At 56.6% G+C, this 21,385-nt stretch carries 21 protein-coding genes; 13 read left to right on the top strand and 8 right to left on the bottom strand.

What is annotated here, in order from left to right; genetic code table 11:
* Positions 1 to 188: 188 nt before the first annotated feature.
* From VLM75_03575 to VLM75_03565, 3 genes are read left to right on the top strand one after another with little or no spacing between them, the layout of a single operon-like run.
* Positions 189 to 1,121, top strand: a complete 933-nt coding sequence (locus tag VLM75_03575; GenBank protein HSV95997.1) for a hypothetical protein — start codon at positions 189 to 191, stop codon at positions 1,119 to 1,121.
* Positions 1,114 to 1,677, top strand: coding sequence for a hypothetical protein (locus VLM75_03570; GenBank protein HSV95996.1), 564 nt, complete (start codon positions 1,114 to 1,116; stop codon positions 1,675 to 1,677). The genes VLM75_03575 and VLM75_03570 overlap by 8 nt, the downstream gene beginning before the upstream one ends.
* Positions 1,655 to 2,302: a histidine phosphatase family protein gene (locus VLM75_03565; protein HSV95995.1), complete on the top strand. Its 648-nt coding sequence runs from the start codon at positions 1,655 to 1,657 to the stop codon at positions 2,300 to 2,302. Before VLM75_03570 ends, VLM75_03565 begins: the two co-directional genes overlap by 23 nt.
* 151 nt (positions 2,303 to 2,453) lie before the next feature.
* Here VLM75_03565 and VLM75_03560 read toward each other — a convergent pair whose 3' ends face one another.
* Together VLM75_03560 and VLM75_03555 are read right to left on the bottom strand one after the other, a co-directional pair.
* Positions 2,454 to 3,401: a hypothetical protein gene (locus VLM75_03560; protein ID HSV95994.1), complete on the bottom strand. Its 948-nt coding sequence runs from the start codon at positions 3,399 to 3,401 to the stop codon at positions 2,454 to 2,456.
* Positions 3,402 to 3,545: 144 nt separating this feature from the next.
* Positions 3,546 to 4,055 carry a sigma-70 family RNA polymerase sigma factor gene (locus VLM75_03555; protein ID HSV95993.1) on the bottom strand — a complete coding sequence of 170 codons (510 nt, stop codon included), beginning with the start codon at positions 4,053 to 4,055 and terminating at the stop codon, positions 3,546 to 3,548.
* Between the two features lie 100 nt (positions 4,056 to 4,155).
* Here VLM75_03555 and VLM75_03550 point away from each other — a divergent pair, with 100 nt between their 5' ends.
* The 3 genes from VLM75_03550 to VLM75_03540 all read left to right on the top strand — a co-directional run bounded on the left by VLM75_03550 (position 4,156) and on the right by VLM75_03540 (position 5,660).
* A complete protein-coding gene (locus tag VLM75_03550) occupies positions 4,156 to 4,458 on the top strand; it encodes a hypothetical protein (protein HSV95992.1) in 303 nt (100 codons plus the stop codon).
* Between the two features lie 164 nt (positions 4,459 to 4,622).
* Positions 4,623 to 4,787, top strand: coding sequence for a hypothetical protein (locus VLM75_03545; protein HSV95991.1), 165 nt, complete (start codon positions 4,623 to 4,625; stop codon positions 4,785 to 4,787).
* 153 nt (positions 4,788 to 4,940) lie between these two features.
* Positions 4,941 to 5,660: a class I SAM-dependent methyltransferase gene (locus VLM75_03540; protein ID HSV95990.1), complete on the top strand. Its 720-nt coding sequence runs from the start codon at positions 4,941 to 4,943 to the stop codon at positions 5,658 to 5,660.
* On the opposite strand, the gene VLM75_03535 is transcribed toward VLM75_03540, so the two are convergent.
* Genes VLM75_03535 through VLM75_03525 form a run of 3 tightly spaced genes read right to left on the bottom strand, consistent with a single transcriptional unit; the run spans position 5,644 to position 8,839 of the window.
* Complete coding sequence (locus VLM75_03535; protein HSV95989.1) at positions 5,644 to 6,408, bottom strand: putative zinc-binding metallopeptidase; 765 nt, start codon at positions 6,406 to 6,408, stop codon at positions 5,644 to 5,646. The two genes, VLM75_03540 and VLM75_03535, sit on opposite strands and share 17 nt — an antisense overlap.
* Before the next feature lie 20 nt (positions 6,409 to 6,428).
* Positions 6,429 to 7,466: a hypothetical protein gene (locus tag VLM75_03530; protein ID HSV95988.1), complete on the bottom strand. Its 1,038-nt coding sequence runs from the start codon at positions 7,464 to 7,466 to the stop codon at positions 6,429 to 6,431.
* A gap of 5 nt (positions 7,467 to 7,471) precedes the next feature.
* Positions 7,472 to 8,839 (bottom strand): tetratricopeptide repeat protein, encoded by a 1,368-nt coding sequence (locus VLM75_03525; protein ID HSV95987.1) that lies wholly within the window; start codon positions 8,837 to 8,839, stop codon positions 7,472 to 7,474.
* Between the two features lie 308 nt (positions 8,840 to 9,147).
* On the opposite strand from VLM75_03525, the gene purE reads away from it, so the two are divergent.
* Together purE and guaA are read left to right on the top strand one after the other, a co-directional pair.
* Positions 9,148 to 9,675 (top strand): 5-(carboxyamino)imidazole ribonucleotide mutase, encoded by a 528-nt coding sequence (gene purE, locus VLM75_03520; protein ID HSV95986.1) that lies wholly within the window; start codon positions 9,148 to 9,150, stop codon positions 9,673 to 9,675.
* Positions 9,676 to 9,713: 38 nt separating this feature from the next.
* Positions 9,714 to 11,240 carry a glutamine-hydrolyzing GMP synthase gene (gene guaA, locus VLM75_03515; protein ID HSV95985.1) on the top strand — a complete coding sequence of 509 codons (1,527 nt, stop codon included), beginning with the start codon at positions 9,714 to 9,716 and terminating at the stop codon, positions 11,238 to 11,240.
* Positions 11,241 to 11,346: 106 nt separating this feature from the next.
* On the opposite strand, the gene smpB is transcribed toward guaA, so the two are convergent.
* Positions 11,347 to 11,805, bottom strand: coding sequence for an SsrA-binding protein SmpB (smpB, locus tag VLM75_03510; protein HSV95984.1), 459 nt, complete (start codon positions 11,803 to 11,805; stop codon positions 11,347 to 11,349).
* Between the two features lie 233 nt (positions 11,806 to 12,038).
* Between smpB and VLM75_03505 the strand changes: the two genes are divergently transcribed.
* The 5 genes from VLM75_03505 (at position 12,039) to VLM75_03485 (ending at position 18,805) form a co-directional block, all read left to right on the top strand.
* Complete coding sequence (locus tag VLM75_03505; protein HSV95983.1) at positions 12,039 to 14,150, top strand: PAS domain-containing protein; 2,112 nt, start codon at positions 12,039 to 12,041, stop codon at positions 14,148 to 14,150.
* Positions 14,089 to 14,775, top strand: coding sequence for a response regulator transcription factor (locus VLM75_03500; GenBank protein ID HSV95982.1), 687 nt, complete (start codon positions 14,089 to 14,091; stop codon positions 14,773 to 14,775). The genes VLM75_03505 and VLM75_03500 overlap by 62 nt, the downstream gene beginning before the upstream one ends.
* An 80-nt stretch (positions 14,776 to 14,855) precedes the next feature.
* Positions 14,856 to 16,493, top strand: coding sequence for an ATP-binding protein (locus VLM75_03495; GenBank protein ID HSV95981.1), 1,638 nt, complete (start codon positions 14,856 to 14,858; stop codon positions 16,491 to 16,493).
* 33 nt (positions 16,494 to 16,526) lie between these two features.
* Entirely contained in the window at positions 16,527 to 17,795 is a 1,269-nt protein-coding gene (locus VLM75_03490) for a response regulator (protein ID HSV95980.1), read from the top strand.
* A 20-nt stretch (positions 17,796 to 17,815) separates the two neighbouring features.
* A complete protein-coding gene (locus tag VLM75_03485; GenBank protein HSV95979.1) occupies positions 17,816 to 18,805 on the top strand; it encodes a 4Fe-4S binding protein in 990 nt (329 codons plus the stop codon).
* Between the two features lie 19 nt (positions 18,806 to 18,824).
* Here VLM75_03485 and ccsA read toward each other — a convergent pair whose 3' ends face one another.
* The gene (gene ccsA / locus VLM75_03480) at positions 18,825 to 21,014 is read right to left on the bottom strand and encodes a cytochrome c biogenesis protein CcsA (protein HSV95978.1); all 2,190 of its coding nucleotides are present in this window, start codon (positions 21,012 to 21,014) and stop codon (positions 18,825 to 18,827) included.
* Positions 21,011 to 21,385: a cytochrome c maturation protein CcmE gene (locus VLM75_03475; GenBank protein ID HSV95977.1), complete on the bottom strand. Its 375-nt coding sequence runs from the start codon at positions 21,383 to 21,385 to the stop codon at positions 21,011 to 21,013. Before VLM75_03475 ends, ccsA begins: the two co-directional genes overlap by 4 nt.

Below are 21,385 nucleotides of genomic sequence, written 5' to 3'. Positions count from 1 at the left end.
AACTCCATTCCATCGTTTTCGCCGTCGAAGGCCGATGGTCAGGATTAGCGCGACAGGCCCGAGTATTTAAAAGCCGGAAAAGTCGTTTGTCAAGGGAATTAGGGCCGTGGGCGGGTTTTTTATTTGCTTTTTAGTCTTGCCCGGGGCATACACGGGCGTTATAATTTCCGATTGAAACGGCGAATACAATGGATCCGGTTAAAAAAATACAGGGAATCCTTGATGGTATAGGCGGGGCAGTGGCAAACGACACCCGGGCCATTCATATCAATGTCATCAAGAACGAGTTCATACTCCTTAATGGCAGGATAGGGATTCCCCGACTTCCGGTCAAGGAGATCGATCAGGGACTTGCCGCCGATATTCTCTCCGAGATCGCCCGGTTTGTTCCGACGTATCTTGGCGGACGCCGGTTAATTACCGGTCCCGTCTCGGCGGCACACCAGCATAGCCTGCAGTTCGCGCGTCGGATCGAAGGCGCCCTTCTGGATTTTGTTCACCTTTTCCGCATTGATCTGCGTTACGGCGGCGGTGCGGACGAAATCATCGAGAAGGGGGGGACCGATTTTTATCCGGCGTATTACACCGACCGTATTTATTTCAAGTCCCGGCTCGTGCCCGTCGAGAAGAGCGCGTCTTCCGAAACCGATTTCCTTCCGGTGCGGCTGGTGGATTCCACCTATACCGATTCCGATCAGTATTTTCACACCTATGCGACCTTCGACGACACCGGTTACCGCGAGGCGACGATGGAGATTCACCGCCGGATGGGCCTGGCGGATGTGTTCCCGGTGTCGCCGGCCCTCTATCCGTTCGTCGAATTCGATCACTTCACCGCCTGCCTCAACGTGCCGAATCCGACACCGGCGGAGATTGCCGCGGCGGTAAAAATATTTGAGCCATTGTTCCTTTATATTTTCGCCAAATACCGGCCACTGAATGAACGGTTTCCCCGGGAGGAATTCGAGGCGGTTTTTCCGGAAATCGTTCTATACACGGAAGGCGTAGAACTGGGGGACGATGCCCGGGCGCGGATTGCCGGCTATTTCGGCAGGTACTCGTTTTTTCGCGACGACGAGCTTGCGCTCAAGGGATGGTGGAGAATCGATATCAATGAGTAATGCCGTCGTCATCCGCCGTATAGCCCGCGCGGGCGTGGTCGCGATTGTATTCGTTTCGATGGCGGTGCTCTTCTGCTCGCCGGACGGCCTGGTCGTGCGCGAATTCTCGCTCGGTTCGCGCCTGGAGCCGGGTGGCGCGATCGATGATGAGTCGCTTGTCTATACGCTGAGGCCGTTCAGGAAAAAAGGCACCAACAGGGACCTCTTCAATCATATCTATTTCCAGGGCGATACGGTCTGTTTCAGCCTGCTTCTGTCGCGCCCCGTAACAAAAGGAATGGTAAAGGCCTGGTTCATCGATCCGGTTACGCTCCGGCGCTTTGCGGTGGAACGGCTCGATGTCGGGAAGAAACGCGTATCGGGTTTTTCGCTGGCGGGAAGCCTGCTCGGCGACTTCCACAGGGACAGGAGCGACGAGCCGGTGCAAAAAAACCATTTCAGCAGTACGCCCGTTCCCTTCGAGGTGCGTGTGACGCTGACTGATGAGAAGGGCGGGTATTCCGTATCGAAAGAATCCTCCTTTACCATACAATATGAAGACCGGGAAGAGAGATAACCATCAGCGCCGACACAGTGGTCTTCTCCTGGTCAACGAATACTACATCATGCGTCATGGCCAGAGCGAAGCCAATATCGGACGCTTCATCTGCAGCTCTCCGGGGGATGGCCTCGAATCGTGCGGCCTCACTCCCGAGGGAGTGAGGCAGGCGAGAGAGGCGGCGTTGCGGGATTTTTCGGGGGTGAAGGATGTTGTCGTGTATTCTTCAGATTTTCTGCGCGCCCGGCAGACGGCGGAAACGGTCGCCGAATGCGTAAAGGCTGAGAGGATAATTTTTACGCCGCTGTTAAGGGAGCGTTTTTTCGGGAAATACGACAGGGGTGATGATACACGATATTCCGAGGTCTGGAAGGCCGACAGCGGCAATCCGGATAACGAGGCCGCCGGCGTGGAATCTCCCGCCGCGGTCCGGAAGAGGGCGCTTGCCGCGGTGCGCTGGTGCGAAAATGATTGTTCCGGAAAGACAATCCTGCTGGTGTCGCACGGTGACATTTTACAGATTCTTTTCGCAGCGTTTCTGGGCCTCCCGCCCGACCGGCACCGCGAGATCGCCCCGATCGCAAACGCGGAGATCAGAAGGCTCGTGCCGTCGGAGGGAGCTCGATTGAAGGAACTGGAATGAGCATACGCATGCACGTTGGATCAACATGGGCGCACATTCGTTGCGCCGCCCGGTTGTATGGCCGGGGGGAAAAGAGCGCACCGGCTTCCACCTGTCAATGACTTCAGGGAACTCTGCATGGCCCGAAGAAAAATTGTAATTTTGCGGGCTTTCAACCCGTCGGCGCGAGGAGATTCCTTATCTCCTGATGTTCGTCCTTATAGAAGGGGTTTTCGGCGTCATCGGTCAGCTGTTCGCGCACGTCCTCGTATTCCCCGGTCTCGCTCGTTTCGATGGAGGAGGTGATGACGTATTCCTTGTCGGGCAACGTCAGCACCTCTTCCTTGGTTTCCAGTGAGGTGATGTTGATGGTTCCGCTCCTGGGGATGAGAATCGTTTTATTCCCGGCGACTTTCAGTATGAATTCAGTCCTTGAGGATTTAATGCGCGCGTTCGGGGTCATGTAAAAATAGTCCGGCTCGTCCAACTCGTTGTTTATGCGCGTAAAAAGCGTTCCTTTAATCAAATTGAAGACGAACTCCTTCTGCCCGCGATTACCTTTTATCATCGCCTTTCCAAGCCGCAGTTCGCTTTTTTCGTAGACTTTAAGGAGAAAACGATCCTTGTACGAAAGCACCACGATGGAGTTCCGGGGAACCTCGAGGAGGCTGCCCTCTCTGATCGTGCTTTGATAGCTGACGGGCTCACCATCGATCAATGCCGACCCTTTCGTGAAGTAAACATAGAGGGGCAGAGTCTGCGGTGTATGCATTCGATACGCGGTGATGACGGCGCCCGCTACGAGAATCAACGCGGCGCAAGCGCCCGCAAGCGCTTTTCTGTTCCATGTCGCAGGTATGGTGAATAGATTCAATCCCGTAGCGCCGCCGGTTTCGTTTCGCTGTATGATCCGGTAGGATGCCAGTATCCGCTTTTCAATCCCGTTTGAAGGCGCGATGGCATCGTGGTGGGATGGCGCGAGAACATGCAATAATTTCTCATATCGCTCCCGGCACCGGGCGCAGCGGCCGATATGGTCGCGCAGGGCACCGCCCTGCCTTCCTGTCGTCAGGAGGGAGCGCATGGTCTTTTCTTCGATGTGCGCGTCCTTATTCACCATAAATTCCTGTCGGCCTGACTTCCTCTACTCACGGGATGCCGCGTAGCCTGCCGGCTGTAAAAACTACTTTCTTTATCCTTTTTAACGCCTCTAATGAATAAAACAATTGTAAAGAGGAAAACCGCCATGTTTTATAAAATAATTTCATAAAAAACGTCTTTTTTTCAGGTGATCTCCGAGCTCTTCTATAATGCCGGCGAGTTTTCTCCTTGCCGTTCTCTCCGATATCCCCAGGCTCGAGGCGATAAGGGCGATGCTCATGCCGGATTCCTTGCTCATAATAAAGATCGATCTGGCGACCGCGTCCGCGGATTGAATATGATGATATATCTCCCGGTTCAACTCGTCGAACTCGCTCGCCCGTTCCAGATAGTCTTTGCCGCTCACACTGCTGTTTTCCTCCAGCGGTACCTGTGTTATTCTTCGGTCTCTCTTGACCTGGTTTATAACGAGATTATGGGCGGTTCGGTAAAGAAATGACCGGATATTGACATCGACCAGGTCGTATTTAAGGGAGTATTTGATCAGATTTTCGAAACAGTCGTGCAGAATGTCCTCGGAGACTTCGAATGAATGGGTAAACCTGTAGATATAGACGAATAATTCCTTTTTGTATAGTGCGTAAACCTCGCGCAGCCGTGCTTCAGTCAGCATATTTTTGGGGAAATTATGTCCGAAAGTTCAGTCTCGATTGTTGTACTATGTATGGAACCGCAGGTTCTATGATTTTAACAATCAAAAAAAGGAGTCGTATATGAAAAAGTTTCTTAGCCTTATAGTTGCTTTTGTTTTCGTCGTATCGACCACGGCGTTTGCGGCCGATGCTCCGAAGAAAGACGCCGCCGGTAAAGCGGTGAAAGTAGAGGAGAAAAAGGCTGACGACAAGGCCGTGAAGGCTGACGACAAGGCCGCGAAGAAAGACGAGAAGAAAGCAGCCCCGAAGCCTGAAGCCGCGCCGAAGAAAGCCGACGAGAAGAAGGCTGATGCGAAGAAGGACGACAAGGCCGTGAAGGCGGACGACAAGGCCGCGAAGAAAGACGAGAAGACGACCAAGTAAGATAAATAATTATTGCGATTAATTTGCAGTTATTAGACCCGCTGCAGGCCTTGAAGATAGTGGCTTTCCCCCCGCGCAGGCGGGGGGAAAAAACCGCACTATTTTTCGGTTGTGCAGTAGCTTTAACGAAGGTCTTATAAAACAATAAAAATAAGGAGATTCACATGAAGAAGTTTGCAAGTCTTATAGTTCTTGTTTTGGCGCTTGGACTGGTTTTCACCAGCTGCGCGAAGAAGGAAGAGGCTGTTGATCCGGCCGCGGCAATAAGCGAGGAAAAGAAGGCGGATGCCGTTGATGCCGAGAAGGGCGCGGACGTGCTGAAGAAGTAAATTTCTTCCTTTCCTCACGCTGAAAAAAGGGGTATCCGCTGATGCGGGTGTCCCTTTTTTTATTATTTTAATATTGTGGTACGATGTTTCCCGCGGTCTCGTGGGTGATCCCGCCAATGGAAACGTCTTTGCATGGAGGCGCGGAAGAACTGAATGAAATTTTACGATAAGATATTCGCCGCCGAATACGACCGGAGGCTGGGCGCCGAGGGATATCCCGGCATCCTGCTTGATCACGTCGAACGCGAACTTGGCAATGCGCGGCGCGTAATTGATGTAGGGGCAGGGACCGGTTTCTTTACGATCCCGCTGGCTGCGCGGGGGCGTTATATGGAGGCGATAGAGCCTTCACTGCATATGCTCGATATCCTCACAAGCAAGCTTGATGATGAAACGGCATCGCGCGTCCGAATCCACCAATCGACCTGGGAAGACTGGTCGGGTGAAAGAGGTGACGCGCTTATCTGCCTGCATTCAATCTACCCCATGCCCGATCCCGGCGCCGCGATCGAGAAAATGCTCCTATATGCCGACCGGCGCATACTGCTGGTGCGCAGCGATGAGGGATCGCGAAACCTCTCAGGAATATTGCGGGAAAAAACCGGAAAGACGCGCAATCCCGTGGACTTATTTGAAAAAATAGAGCGTATGTTATGCGTACTCGGAGTGGAATACAATGCGAGGCCGGTTGAACAGCGCCGCATAACTTCATTCGGAAATCTCGACGACGAGGCCGCCTACTTTTGCCGGCACCTCGGGCTTGCAGATGATAAAATCGAAGATGTTCGGCGAATAATCGATGAGCATACCGTACGCCGCGGGGATGTTCGCGAATTCGAGGGGTTATACCGCGATATCATCGTGGTTTTTTAGGGTTAACCGTGCGCATAAAAGCGGGATCGATCGAAAGATAATACTTGCGCCATATCGCGTATTTTCTTTTAACCGCGTTGTGCCTGTTCATAATCCCGGCAAACTCTTCGCCCGCGCCGAGGATCATTTCGGAATAAACGCACAAATCTTCCTCGGGCGAGGACATCGCGTACTCGGCGAGGAATCCCATCCCGTAGAGTCGTTCGTCTCCGACGAGGGAATCCGCGCCTTTCCTGATCGCCTCGACACCGCCGTCGTTGCCGCCCAAATAGGCAAATCCAGGAGGATTGCATGCGCTCCATTCATCCAAAGGAAACACGTGCTTCGCGTACAGAATATGGGCGAACTCATGATGAAAGGCGCGCAGTATATACCGGTCGGTATATCCGTCCGCGGTGCCGGCGTTACACAGGTATATGCAATCGTCGGCGCTTGTGGCCCCGAAATTGAGGCCATAGAATGTAAAACCGCCGGCGAGATGGATCGCTCTCAGGTGTTTTTTTACGACGGTGTCGGGATAGATGCGCAGGGCCCCTGTTGCCAGGGATAACGTGCGCTTTATCTCGTTTTCAGGGATGGCCGTGGCCTGGGCCGATATGGGAGCTTCCAGCCACTCCGGGGGGAAGAAGCCCTCGCCGATTTCATACCGCACGCTCAGGCCGTAGCGTTTTTCAAAGTGTATGAGTTGTTTCGAGAAATCGACCTTTTCGGCCGCTATGGAGGCGACCGGGAAAAGCGATACCAGCAAGAGAAGCGCAGCGGTGCGTATCAGTGTTTTAACACCTCCGGGGATTGGTGTTCAATAAGCCGCAGGGCGGTGAAAAGCTTTGCCGCATCCAGCGCGTAAAGACTTCCGTCATGTTCGACCAGCGCCGCGGGGCCCGCCTGTCCGGCAAGCCTCCAGCCGAAAGGAAGCGAGCGCGGCGTGTTCGTACCGCGGGGAAGTGCTTGGAGGGTCTCGTCTTCCTTGTACAGTACGCCCCCCGGGAACAGGGCGATGTCGGAGAGGCGTGACAGCCTCAGGAGGGTGCGCGTCGATCTTCCATCGAGGGAGGTCTCAGCCACCGTCCATGCTCCGGGTGCGCCGGTTACATAAATAATGCAGCTTTCCCAAAAGGCGAGCCTCGGCGAGGCGACCTGCCGATTCTTGAAGATAACGGAGGGAACGGTCGTGGAGACAAGGCTCATATTATAGCGGCCGGCGATCCCGGTGATAATGAGAACGAGCTCCCGGTGTGGCACGAGCGAAGCGCGGTAGAATCCTCCCTGGAACGGCGGCGGAAACTTTTCCCCCGCCAGAAAGGGCGTGGCGAGGTCTTTCGAGTGCGAATAGCGAAACAATCCGTTGCCGGTCAGAAACAATATGGCGTCGCCATCGAGCCTGCCGGCGGCCCGGGCGGGGTTTTTCGGAGAATGAACAGTCCTCTTGCCGTTTCGCCCGGTATACAGCACCAGCCCATCCTCATGCGCCGCCGCTACCGTACGATCCGGAAGGGAAGCCATGAGTATGACGGTATCCTCCCCGCCGTCTATCGTTCGGTTAAAAGGAAAAACGATCGAGATACTGCTTTTGTCGCGAAGGATCAGGGCGTCACCCGACTCGGCAGGGAAAGGACGTTTGAACGACCCGGCCTCCGACATCGCGAGTACCGCATTGCCGATGCCGACGATCGCGGACGACGACGGGCCTTTTTGGTATAACGCTACGGCCCTCCTGAGCGATTGTTCCCCGCCGTCGGAGCAGGAAACCGCGACCATGCCGAAGAGAATGGATGCGATCAGCAAGTGGAGTGCCGGCCTTTTCACGGGTATCAACCTCCCGGTTTGGAGCGTTTCGTCATCACCCGCTCCACCGCTTTGTTGAGGAACGTGGAATCCATGAGCTCGACCATCATGGACGCGGCGGCGTTCTTCGCGCGTATGCTGAATTTCGCCGTGGTCAGATAGATGCCGCTCTTGCAGTTCTCGGCGTTCATTCGATGATAGAAATCGTTGATCTGGGATTCGGTGATATCCCTTGTGGTCCTGTTGAAATAAATGGCCAGCGGGGGCTCGTTGATGCGCTTGATGTTGAAGGCCTTGTAAAAATACTCGTTAACATTGACCTGGTTTTTTGAGATTATATTGTAGTTGAGCCTGGCGATGACCTCGGTGATGAGCGGCTGCAGTTCCTCGAGCGAGGCGGTGAAAAGCACCCTCTGGGTATCGTTGTCAAGTATGCCGCGGTAGTCCTCGAGTTTCGTTTTGGTGTTGCGATACGACGAGTTTGTTTCTGAAATCTTCTGCCAGTGGTATACCGCCTCGGTGATCTTGTTGGCCCGTTCGTAACACTCGGCCAGAAGGTAACGGTAAGAGAAGGACTCCTCGTCTTTCCCGGAAAGGCCGCCCAGCCCCTCCTCGAGCCTCTCGATCGCTTCGTCGTACATCTCCTGCTCGGCGTAGATCTCCCCGAGTGCGCGCATGCTGCCGACCAGGAAGCGCCGGTCCTTGCAGACGGCATTATACATTCTCATGGCGGTCTCGTAATCCTTTCTCGATTTGTATATGGCCCCCAGATGGTATTGGGCCTCCGAGGGGTCCGAAGCCGTTTCGAGGGACTTTAAAAGGTATTGCTCGGCGTTCGTGTGGTCGGCCGAGTGGAAGCACGAGACGCCCAGGGGGAGCAGGCAGTCACCGAGGGACGGGTCCTGGGTGTAGGCCTTGAGCAGGTGCTCGCGGGCGTTGCCGTAGTTTTTCTGGCGGTAAAGCACGTGCCCTATCCGGTGGTTCGCCCGGATGTCGTCGGGGTTGAATTTCAATATGGCCCTGTATTCCTCGACCTCCTTCTGCCACTGCTGGGTGTGGTAATATAGGTCGGCGAGATGGTAATGCACATCGACCTCGCTCACGAAATCGGCAAATCCGGTAATTCCCAGTACGCCGTTCAGTTCGGATATCGCGAGGAGATATTGTTTTTGCTTTATTAAAATCAGCGCGCGCAGATAACGGGCGGGGGCATAATCCGGCTTCCTGTTGAGTATTGTTTTGACTATTTCGCCGGCCTTCTGGATATCATCGTTGTCGAGGAACTCTTCCGCCTTCTTGATTCGGCCGGGCAGATGGGTCTTGCGGGCGACGAAGACTGCGATGAGGGCCAGGCAGAGCGTGAAGACAGCAGCGAGTATTTTAATAGTTGTCATCGTGTATTCATCCGCTCGGCGATTGTCGGAGCAGGCACTCTCCGGCGTGATGCGTGCCTTGCTCATCCCGGTTTTACACACGCCCGATTTCCGTTCACCGCAAAGACCAGTGGGGCGGTATAACGAATATATATGGGGCGACCAACTTAATGGGGTCCGACCCTTTAATAAAAGAGGACACCGGACCGATAGCGTCAAGAATAATACCGTTCACGTGCCGTCGGGCATAAAATTCTTTACAAAATGAAGTACGCCATGTCAGTGTGTACCAACGCTGGTTTGTCCACCATTGAAGAGAAGAGGTTTACATGCCGCTGATATCAGTGGTTCTGGGAAGCGATTTCGATCTCCCCAAAGTGAGGAGTTGCTTCGATCTGCTTGAAGAATTCGGCGTTTCGTTTGAGGTGGTCATTTCCTCCGCGCATCGCACTCCGGAGAAAACCAGGGAGTGGGCCGCGACGCTGCGTGCCCGCGGGGTTAAGGCCGTTATCGCCGTCGCGGGCGGCGCCGCGCATCTCCCCGGGGTGGTTGCCGCGGTTACCACACTTCCCGTAATCGGGGTTCCCATCGAGACCGCCATCGGGGGCGGGCTTGATTCGATATTATCCATTTTACAGATGCCCGCGGGTATCCCCGTGGCCACCATGCCCGCCGGCAGGTCGGGCGGGGCTAACGCGGCCCTATTCGCGATAGCGTTGCTCGCGACAACCGACTCGTCGCTGGAGACGAAACTGGATTCCTACCGGAAAAAAATGGCGGAAGGGATCATCGAGAAAAGCGAGAAACTGCAGAAGATAGGGTACAGGGAATATATAAAGGGCTTAGAGACAAAGTAGTGGTTGATTATTCTCAGGGGGTTCCCACGGAAAAGGTGATGGTGCTGGATTTCGGGTCCCAGTACACGCAGCTCATCGCGCGCCGAATCCGCGAGCAAAACGTCTACGCGGAAATCGTGCCCTACCATATATCGTTCGAGGAAATAAGAAGGGAGAAGCCGTCGGCGATCGTCCTCTCGGGCGGGCCGTCGTCGCTGTACGAAAAGGACGCCCCGCGCATAAGCGCGGAAATCTTCGGGCTGGGCGTTCCGGTGCTTGGAATCTGTTACGGACTGTACGTGGTGGTCGACGCCTTCAAGGGTAAAATAAAGGGGTCCAGCCGCAAAGAGTACGGGCGCGCGGTGATAACGATACGCGAAAAGTCGAAACTCTTCAAGGGCTTGAAAAAGAACGAAACCGTCTGGATGAGCCACGGGGACAAGGTCACCGCGCCGCCGCCGGGCTTCAGGGTGGTCGCGAGTTCGGTCAACGCGGAGACCGCCGCGATAGAGAACAGCGAAAAGAGGATATACGGCGTACAGTTCCATCCCGAGGTGTATCATACGGTTCACGGCAATACAATCTTGAGGAACTTTTTGTTCGATATCTGCGCGCTCAGGCCGTCCTGGAACATGAAATCGTTCATCGCCTCCTCGGTCGAAGCCATCCGCGCCGAGGTCGGGGACGGAACGGTTCTTCTGGGACTCTCCGGCGGCGTGGATTCCACGGTGACCGCAGTGCTCCTTGACCGGGCCATCGATAAACGGCTGTACTGCGTTTTCGTCAATAACGGCGTATTAAGAAAGAACGAGGCCGAGCAGGTGATCGAGCGGTTCAACCGCCACCTGAAGCTCAATCTTATCCATGTCGACGCCTCGGACCGATTTTTACGGAAGCTCAAAGGGGTCGAGAACCCGGAAAAAAAGCGCCAGATCATCGGCCGGGAATTCATTAAAGTATTTATGGAGGAGGCCCGGAAGATCGGGCGATTCGATTTTTTGGCCCAGGGAACGCTCTATCCCGACGTAATCGAGTCGGTCTCCACCAAGGGGCCGTCCGATACCATCAAGAGTCATCACAATCGCGTACCCGAGGTGCTGAAGCTCATCAAATCGGGCAGGGTCATAGAGCCCCTCAAGGAGCTTTTCAAGGACGAGGTGCGGGTTCTCGGGAGGGAACTGGGGCTCGCGGACGAACTGGTCCATCGCCATCCGTTCCCCGGTCCGGGACTCGCCATCCGCATTGTCGGTGAGGTCACAAGGGAACGCGTGGCGACACTCCAGGAGGCGGACGCCATTTTGATTGATGAGATCCGCGCGGCGGGGCTTTACCGTAAGCTCTGGCAGATGTTCGCGGTATTTCTGCCGGTCAAATCGGTCGGCGTAATGGGCGACAAGCGCACCTATGAAAACGTCATCGCCTTGCGCGGCGTCACCTCGGTCGACGCCATGACGGCCGACTGGGCCTACCTTCCGGAGGATGTGATGCGAAAGATTTCCAGCAGGATTATCAACGAGGTGCGCGGGATAAATCGCGTAGTGTTCGACATCTCCTCGAAGCCGCCTTCAACGATCGAGTGGGAATAGCCGGGAACGGTGAAAGCGCTCCTTTCCATGGTGAAGATGCCCTCCGTTTCCATGTAGTGTGACTTCTTTGGTTAGTCCACCTCCCGCGACAAAGTCAATGCAAAGCTCAACGATAATTTTTTAATGCCCGCCGGATCTCGCGATCGCCCTCGCGCTTCTGGATCGATTTACGTTTGTCGTACTGGGCTTTTCCTTTGGCGAGGCCAAGCAGGACCTTTACCTTCCCGTTTTTAAAATACATCTTGAGCGGCACCAGCGTCAGTCCCTTCTCTTTGAGCTTGCCGATAAGGCGTTTGATCTCGTGCTTGTGCAGCAGAAGCTTGCGTTCCCTGGTGGGCTCGTGGTTGAACCGGTTTCCCATCTCGTAAACGGCGATATTGAGCCCCAAGATGAAGGGCTCGCCGTTTTTAACCCTGGCAAACGATTCGTTGATACTCACCTTTTTCTGCCTGACCGATTTCACCTCGGTACCGACCAGGACGATGCCGGCCTCGAGTGTCTCGAGTATCTCGTACTCGAACCTGGCTTTTTTGTTCCTGGCGATGTCTGAGAACTTGTCTTCCACTGCAAATCCCTCGATGGTAATTGTTCCGCCGCCGGCTTAATACTACGCACGGGGTGTCTGGCGAGGTCAAATCTTTTTAACGGCGGATAATATTATTTGACTCGACCCCGTGCGGCGCGTATTCTGCGGCCGGAAGAGAGAAATTCCGTGCCGCCCGGCTGTTTGCTTTGGAGATGAGAGCGGATGGCGGCCTTTTTGTCGGCAGGGCATTTCGATTCAACCGGCGAATGGACATGAGGAAGAATGTGAAGAACATGAAGGCCCAACGGCGGCCCGCTTCCCGCGGGGCATCTCCTTCCGTGACATCCGAATCTTCACGGGTGCGGCCGGGAAAGAACGAGGTTATACGCACTCTCCCCGGGCGCGAGGATTTTTTGCGCCTAATCGCCGACAACGTGCGGGACGCCATCTGGGCGCTCGATGTGCACACCCTGCGCTATATCTACGCGAACTCTTATTCCGAGGAGATATTTGGCATTGCGCCCGAGCGGTGCATTGGATCGCCGCTCGGCGCCAACATGGACAGAAAAAACCGAAGGGAGGCCAGACGCATAATAGCCGACGAACTGGCGAACGACCACCGGCGCGATCCCGATAGATCCCTCCCCTTCGTCGAAATGGAGAGTGAGAAGAGACACGGGCGCAGGGTATGGACGGAAACGAATGCCTCGTTCGTCAGGGACGACTCGGGGGGACCAATCGCGATCCTCGGTGTTACGCGCGACATCACCGAGAGAAAGCGCATGGAGGAGGCCCTTCGGGAGCGCTGCGAATTCGAGAACCTGGTTGCCACCATCGCGACTCGTTTCATAAACATTCCGTCCGATGAAATCGATGGAGGAATCAAGCACGCACTCAAGATGATCGGCGACTTCGCGCGCGTGGACCGGTGCCATATAGCGCTTCTCGCCGGCGACAGGAGCTCCATCACCGGCGCGTACGAATGGCGGGCGCGGGGTGTCGGTCCCGGAATCGGTGCGCTTGAGGGAGCGCCCGCGCGCCCGCTGCGCTGGCTCGTCGAGCGTCATGCAAGGTTCGAGACGGTACACGTCCCGCGCATGGACGAGCTGCCTGCGCAGGCGGGAGGCCTTCGAGGCATCGCCTGCGGGATGGGCGTGAAATCGCTGGTGTCGGTGCCCCTGGTGCTATGCGGTGAACTCATCGGGTTTCTCGGCTTCGACTCGGTGCGGGTATATAAATCGTGGTCCGATGACATCATCGCGCTGCTCAGGATAGTCGGCGAGATTTTCGTTAACCTTCTGGAACGCCGGAAGGCCGATCAGGAGCTTTCGCTCTATCGCCGCATCGTGTCGCATACAAAAGACCAGATGGTGTTCGCGGACGCGTCAATGCTGGTGCGCGCGGCCAACGAGGAATTTACCCGTGCCTTCAACCTGGGGAAAGACGAGGCTGTCGGGCGGCCGCTCGCGGAGCTTTTCGGATCGGGTCGGTCCGACGAGATTTTCGGACGCTCGTTTCAGTCATGTCTCTCGGGCAGGGAGATTTTTTTCGAACAGCTCTGCGAATATCCGGTTCCGGGATTGCGCTATATGGAAATCTCCATGTATCCATTCAGGGGCTCCCGCGGGGACGAGGTCGAGGGGGTCATCATCAACCTGAGGGATATCACCGAGCGGCTCAAGGTCGAGGGTAACGTACTGGCCGCCACCCAGCGGGAACGGCAGCGCATCGGCATGGATCTGCACGACGGGGTGAGTCACCATCTTCTGGGAGTCGCCATTCGATGCCGCCTTCTGTACGAGCGCCTGAAAGAACGCGCGATCGGCGAAGAAGAGGAGGCGCTTGCCGTGGAAAACGGGATAAACCGGGCCATCGAGGACGTGCGCACCCTGGCCAGGGGTTTGCTGCCGCTGGTCGGAGAGAACGAAAATTTTCGTGCCCTCCTCGGTGAGATGGTCCGGGAGATGAAGGGGCGGTACTCGATCGACTGCCTTATAGAGGCGCCGCGCTCTTTCCAGGTAGATGACGCCACGGTTTCGACCCAGCTGTATTATATCATCAACGAAGCGCTGGCCAATGTCGTAAAGCATTCCGGGGCCCATCGTGTAGTGATAGCATTCCATCAGAGCGGGGACCTCCTTGCCGTTGAAGTCCGTGATGACGGTGTTGGTATAAGTGATGAAACGCGGCACATGGCCGGGCTGGGGCTCTCTCTCATGAAGCACCGGGCGCGGCTTATCGGTGGGACTCTGTCGGTGCAAAGGGGACGGGGGGGAGGCACGGAGGTCGTATGCAAATTCAGGATAAAAGGACGGGGCGGATATGAACGAAAAGGCGGCGGAAAAAATAAAAGAGCCCAAGGCGGCAAAAATTCTGGTGGTTGACGATCACCCTATCGTCTACGAGGGGCTCGAAAAGCTGTTCAGCCGCGAAAAGGATCTGCGCATAGCCGGGTACGCGGAGGATTCGGACGGGGCCATCCGCGCCGTCGAGAAGATCAGGCCCGATCTCGTGATAGTGGACATTTCGCTCGAGGAGGGCGTAAGCGGCCTCGAGCTCATCAAGGTATTGCGGCGTCGTTATCCGAAGCTTCCGGTCCTGGTGCTTTCGATGCACGAAGAATCCCTGTACGCCGAGCGCGTAATCCGCTCGGGCGCACGGGGATACATGATGAAGAACGAGCTTACCGCCAAGCTTGTGGATGCCGCTCGCGCGGTGCTCGCCGGCAAGGTGTACCTTGGCGGCGCGATGTCCTCCCGCCTTCTCGGCGGTCTGACGTATCGCCGTTCTAATAAGGCCATGGACCCCGTTGAGCGCCTTTCGGACCGCGAACTCGAGGTCCTGCGGCTTGTCGGAAGCGGCAATACGAGTTCGGATATCGCCAGAAAGCTCAACGTCAGCATAAAGACCATTGAGACTCATCGTCTGCGCATACGCGAAAAACTTCATTTGAAGAACAGCGTACGGCTGGTAAAGTTCGCGATCGAATGGACGCATGGCCGGCCGTGAGCGCCGTTTTTTTATTCTCTTGACTTGTCCCTGTTTTCACCTACAGTTTTTATCGGGGTCATCCGGGCAGGAACAACACAATGTTGGGTGCGCGAATATTCATAGTAGAGGACGAAAAGATCGTCTCGCGGGACCTCCAGAATGTTCTGGAGTCGATGGGATACGGGATCGCCGGGGTCGCCACTTCGGGGGAAGAGGCGGTCGGCAGGATCCCGGAGCTTCGCCCCGACATCGTGCTGATGGACATCATGCTCCAGGGCGAGATGGACGGCATCGACGCGGCCGAAAAGGTCAGCGCCTATTTCGATGTGCCGGTCGTCTATCTCACCGCCTATGACGACGATACCACGCTGCAGCGGGCCAAGATTACCGAACCCCACGGCTACATTCGCAAGCCCTTTGACGAGAGGGACCTCTCCATTTCAATAGAAATGGCGCTCTACCGCCATCGCATGGAAAACAGGGTGCGTGAAAGCGAGCGACGGTTGTCCGCGACACTGAAAAACATAGGGGAAGGCGTCGCCGCCGTCGACACGGAAGGCCGGCTGGTTTTTCTCAATCCGTACGGCGAACACCTCACCGGCTGGTCCGCAGAGGAAGCGAAGGGAAAGCCGTTGGAGGAGGTCTTCAGGGTCGCGCCGGCCCCGGGCGTGACCGGCACCGTAAATATAATGAAGCTGGCCGATGCCGGAATGCCGGACTCTTCTTTGAACGACGATTTTATCCTGATCGACCGGCATGGGGTTAATAAAAATATCGAGTTCGGCATGTCCGTTATCCTCGACGAAAAAGAGGCCGTCGCCGGGGGAGTGCTGAGCTTCCGCGATATCAGCGAGCGCAGGAAGGCGGAGGAAGAGCTGCGCCGGCACCGCGACCATCTCGAGGAGATGGTGATGGAGCGCACCGCGGAGATCAGCGCCGCCAACGATAAGCTCCGTAACGAGGTCGCCGAGCGGGAAAAGGCGGAGAAGGAGCTTAAAAAGGCGATGGAACTGGCCGAATCGGCCAACCGTGCCAAGAGCGAGTTTCTCGCCAACATGAGTCACGAGCTGCGTACGCCGCTCAACTCGATCATCGGGTTTTCCAAACTCATGAAGATGCAGGTGGAAAAGGGCGATTTCGCCGGGTATCTCGAAAATATCCTTTCGTCCGGACTGCACCTGCTTCAGATCATCAACGATATCCTCGACGTCTCAAAGATCGAATCGGGCAAATTTGATTTTGAGCGGGCGCCCCAGCGGCCCGGCGATATCATGGGCGCGTGCGTGGCGATGATGACGGTGCAGGCCGCAGAGAAGGGCGTGTCCCTCGAAAACCACTGGAGTCTGCGGGATGACCTCGTGGTATGCGGCGATGCCAAACGTTTGCAGCAGGTGTTCATCAACCTGATTTCAAACGCGATAAAGTTCAACAAACCGGGCGGTACGGTCAAAATTGAATCCGGGACCGACGGGACGATGCTCGTGATCGATGTTACGGATACCGGAAAGGGGATCGGAAAGGAACACCTGTCCTTCATTTTCGAGAAGTTCAGCCAGGTGAATTCGGAGCTCGACCGCGACACCCAGGGGACGGGCCTGGGGCTGACGATTTCACGCATGATCGTGGAGGCGCATGGCGGAAGGATCGGCGTGAGGAGCGTCCCGGGCATGGGGAGCACCTTTACCGTGAGCCTGCCGCTTTGCCGGGAAGCAAGCTGTTCGGATCGCGAGGGTTGAGCGCTCCGGGAAACATTCATCAAGAGGACGCCCATGAATGAAGCAATCAGGAAAACGGCGGTCTACCGGCCGAAGCAGCCGATACTGATCGTCGAAGACACAAAACAGACGCAGTCCCTGCTGCAGAGCATATGCAAGAACATGGATGTTCCCGCTGTCGTCGCTTCGAACGGAGAGGCGGCGCTCAAGATGCTCGATGAACGGGAATTTTCGCTCTTTATCGTGGACCTCATGATGCCCGTCATGGACGGAAAGACCTTCATATCCCACCTGAAAAAACGCCTGCCCGAGTCGGTGGTACTTGTCGAGACCGCGCTCGATTCGCCGAATACCATCATCGACATAATGAAGATGGGCGCCTTCGATTATATCATCAAGCCCATCGATCCCGAGCTCTTCCAGAACAGCGTAGCCCGGGGCCTGGAGTACAAGGCACTGCGCGATCACGAGCGGAACATGAGCATGAGCGCGGGCCTCAAGATACGCAGCCAGATCGAGTGGCTCAATTACAAGGAGAGCAGGCGCGTGGCCGACAAGGATTACACCGAGACGAAATCGGTGTACAATCTGAAAACGTCCCTTTCGCAGGGGGCCGGTTTCGGGACGCTCGTGTCGCTTATCGACGTCATGTCCGCGACCATGACGTCCCAGGGCGACAGCTATGTGATCGGCAGGGACATTATCAACCTGCTGGTCGAGAACAACGTCTATTGCCGCAACCAGCTTGACGGCCTTCAGGCGACGACCGAGATCATGGATGAAAAATTCCCGCTCTCGCGCTCCAGCGCGTCCGAACTGATAGAGGCCCTCCCCGGAATGATAAACGAGATCGCGCCCTATCTGGAGAGCAAGAACCTCCGCATAACCTATCCGGAGCTCAATTTGAATTGCGTGCTGGACCTCAATTTTGAAAAGCTCGGACTCATGATTGAAGAGCTCATCGTCAACGCGTACAAGTACTCGGTCAGGGGAAGCACGATAAACGTCTTCGGGCACATCAGCGAGGGATACTTCTGGCTTTCGGTGAAAAACGACGTCCCGGAGAAGCCGTACGGGGGCATCCGGGCGGAGTACGAAAAGCTGGTAGTGGAGCCGTTCTTCCGGCTCCTGCCTCCCGACGAGTCGGCTGCGCGCATAGAAAAGTTCGGCTTCGGGCTTGGCCTTGCGGTGGTCGACAATATCGTACGCAAACACAACGGCGTCTTCCTGATACACGATGTCAAGGACCACACCGGCAGGGATCCCCGAAGCTGCGTGCTCGCGGAGGTGCTCCTGCCCGTACTCGTTGAAGAGAAACAATGATCACGCGTCGGAGGTAATCCATGGGAACAGGCGACATTTACCACGAGCTCTCGCGAAAGCTCATGATGGAAAATTCAAAGCTCCTTCCGAGGATATGGCAGGCCGTATGCAGCGAGGCCGAGGCCCGGGTTGTGGCGATGCTCCCCGGCACGTCTTCCGAGCTTGCCGGCAGGGCGGGAATGCCACCGGCGGAAATGGAGAAGATGCTCGATTCCCTTTTTAGAAAGGGCGCCGTTTTCGAATCGGTCCGCGACGGCGCGACCGTGTACCGCATGCCGCGGCACGTCGTGCAGTTCCACGACGCCACCCTGCTCTGGGACGGCGCTCCGGAGGAGATGAACGGGCTGTGGGTCAGATTTATGGACACCGAGTATGTGGAGCTTCTGGAACTCGTAACCCAGGTGAACATGCCCTCCTTTATGAGGGTGATTCCCATTAACCGTACGGTGGACGCGCAGAGCGGCGTTCTCGTTTACGAAGACGCCGCGCGCCTTATCGAGGAGGCGCGCTCGATCGCCGTGGTTCCCTGCGTGTGCCGCAAGTCGCAGAAGCTGTGCGAGAGGCCGGTCGAGGTGTGCATCCAGCTCAACCGCGGGGCCGAGTACACGCTGAAGCGTGGGACCGGCCGACAGATCGACCGGGCCGGGGCGCTGGATCTTTTAAAAAAGGCCGAGGAGGCCGGACTTGTCCACATGGTCGAGAACAGGGCGGGGATGGGTAACGCCATATGCAACTGCTGCCCCTGCTGCTGCGAGATGCTGCGTTATGCCTCGAACGCGAAAACAGCCGGGGTACTCGCCCCCAGCCGCTTTATCGCGCGCGTTGACGAGACCGCGTGCACGGCGTGCGGCGAATGCGTGGATATCTGTCCGGTACGCGCGATCGAGTGCGACGATGACGCGGCGCGGTTGGGCGAGGGATGCATCGGCTGCGGCCTGTGCGCCGCGGCCTGTCCGGCCGGGGCCATTACGCTTTACGAAGCGCGACCGGCCGGGCACATACCCTCATAGGGGGAAGCGGCCGGTCGTCTTACAGGCCCTTTCCCCCGGCCCGGCGAATGGCAAAGGCCCCCCCGAGAGCGATGAAGATCGTACCCAGCCACACGAACCAGATGAGTCGCTTGAACGAAACCTCGACGATGGCCGAATCCGGCGGAACCGCTGCGCCTTTCGGCGCCTCCACGAAAATATGGACCGTTCCGTCGCTCACGTTGAAATCGAGTAGGCGCACCTCCTGCCCCGTAAAGGGAATCCTTGCCGCTATGGACTTGCGGCCGTCCCCGCCCCGGAGCTCAAGGCCCGGCCGGATCGATGCCGAGTGGGGGCCGCGCTCGAACGCGAGTTTCGCGAAGAGCTTCATATCGCCGCCCGCCATCATGTGCTGCCGGTCGATATCGAAGCCCGTAAAAGTGATCTTCATTCCCTGCGACTCGACGGTCGAGCCCTTTTCAATGACGAACCTTGTCAGTGAATCCAGCCCCGAGCGGTATTCCACCGGCGAAATGTAGACGTCGTGAGCGAATCCATAACTGATGTACGGCTCGCGGTAAAGCGAGTGCGTCCGCCCATCCATGTAATACGGTGTTTCGATCTCGCTTACCGAACGTCCTCGTGCGAAGGTAAAGGCGAGGGCGGATTTTTCGGCGTCGGTAAGGCCCCTGAAGGTGAGCGCGGTCGACTCGATGACCGTGTATTTTCCCAGCGGCAGCTCCCGGTGCTCGGTGGTCGAATGCAGCGAGGATGCGATGATTCCGAGCACCATCACCGCGACGCCGATATGCGCAAGCCGCGACGAGAGGACGGCCGCGGGTTTGAGCCTTAAAAGGTCCACGACGCCCAGGATCGCCACGAAGAAAGCGGCCGCTGAGAAGGCATAGGCGGCCGCTTTCGCGGTGTGGTTTATGTTGAAAAGCAGGGCAAGAACCACCGCGGCAACGCCGGTCGCCGCAAGCTTCCATTTGGACGGCTTTTTCTGGAATTGGAATATCCCCACGAGCCCGATGGTTCCCAGGATGAGCAGGCCCAAGGGGACCGAGATGCCGTTATAGTAGCCGGGCTGCAGGGAGAAGGGGGCCGAGAAGATCGATGAGACTATCGGCATCGATGTCCCGACCAGGATCAGAAAGGCGTAGAGGCAGAGCGTGATGATGCCGTAGGCCACAAGCGTATCCCAGGCGACCGCGGACTCGCCGAGCTTCGCCGAACGCATATCCCTGAAGCGCTTCGCAAAGAGAAATGCCGCGATAACTACATAGAACAACATGAAAAATAAAAGGTGCCGCGAAAGGCCGAGGTCGGAGAAGGAGTGCACCGAGAAATCCGAGAGCACGCCGCTTCGGGTGAGGAAGGTGCTGTAGAACACCAGGATGAACGAGAGGAGCGCCAGCGCGATGTTCGTGCGCACGAGCGCGCCACTTCGCCGCTGCACGATCATCCCGTGCATGAGCGCGACCAGCACCAGCCAGGGGATCAGCGATGAGTTTTCGACCGGGTCCCAGCCCCAGTACCCGCCCCATCCAAGGACCTTGTAGGCCCAGTATCCGCCCAGGAATATGCCGATGCCCAGCGAGGTCATGGTGAACAGCGTCCACCGGTAGCTCCGGGCGACCCAGGTGGAAAAATCGTTTCGTAAAAGCGCGGCGATCGCGTAGGCGAATATAATGGTCGCCGCGGCGTAGCCGATGAAAAGCACCGGCGGGTGCGCCATCATCCACGGGTCTTGCAGAAGGGGATTGAGCCCCGCGCCGTCCGGCGGTATCACGCCCACGGCGAACCGTTCCGGATGCGCCTGCCAGAGATAGCGGAAGGGGCTGTAGATGACGAGTACGAGCAGGAGAAAAACCTGGCTGATGGTAACGATCGACATCACCAGGCACTCGTCCCGGTCATTGGAACGTATCACGAAAAAGCCGAGGATGTACAGGATGAATACCCACAGCAGAAACGTTCCCTCCTGTCCGGCCCAGAATCCCGCGATGATGTAGGCCAGTGGCAGTTCCCGCGAGGAATAGCTGTAAACGTAGTTGAACTGAAAGCTTTGGCTGATGAAGGCGAAGAAAAGTAAAATTACGGCGAAGGTGATTGAAATGCCGGAAAGATAGAATATGCGACGCGCGGTGATCTTCGCCATAACGTTTCCCGCGGCGCCCCGTGCCAGAAAATAGAGCGATACCAGCGAAAGGACAAGCGAGACCATGATAAGGACTGTGCCTGTATTCATTGCTGTTTTTCTCCAGTGTATTTTGATGGACATTTGACCAGCAGCCTGTCCGCGACGAAGATACCGCTCGGTGCATCATAGGTGCCGAGCGCGACGATCTTGTCGGCATGCTCGAAGTTCTGCGCCTTGACGCCTCGGTGGACCACCCGCAGCGACGCTCCATCCTCGTCGCGCAGCGTGAAGGCGAAGGAGCCCCCGGAATATTCGACCGGGGCCGACTTCGGACGCGCGCCGATGATCTGAACGTATTCGCCGGACTTCATCGCGTCGGCGAACGATACATAGGGCGTAAGCATGCCGCTCATAGAAAAGGCGGCGATGGTGACGCAGGCGGCGACAATGAGGACGCCGACGATTCGTTTAGCGTTCAT

This window comes from Spirochaetota bacterium, from assembly GCA_035477215.1.
Classification (GTDB): domain Bacteria; phylum Spirochaetota; class UBA4802; order UBA4802; family UBA5368; genus MVZN01.
Note: the sequence above shows the minus strand (reverse complement) of the source record. Positions and strands in the feature narration are given on the sequence as shown.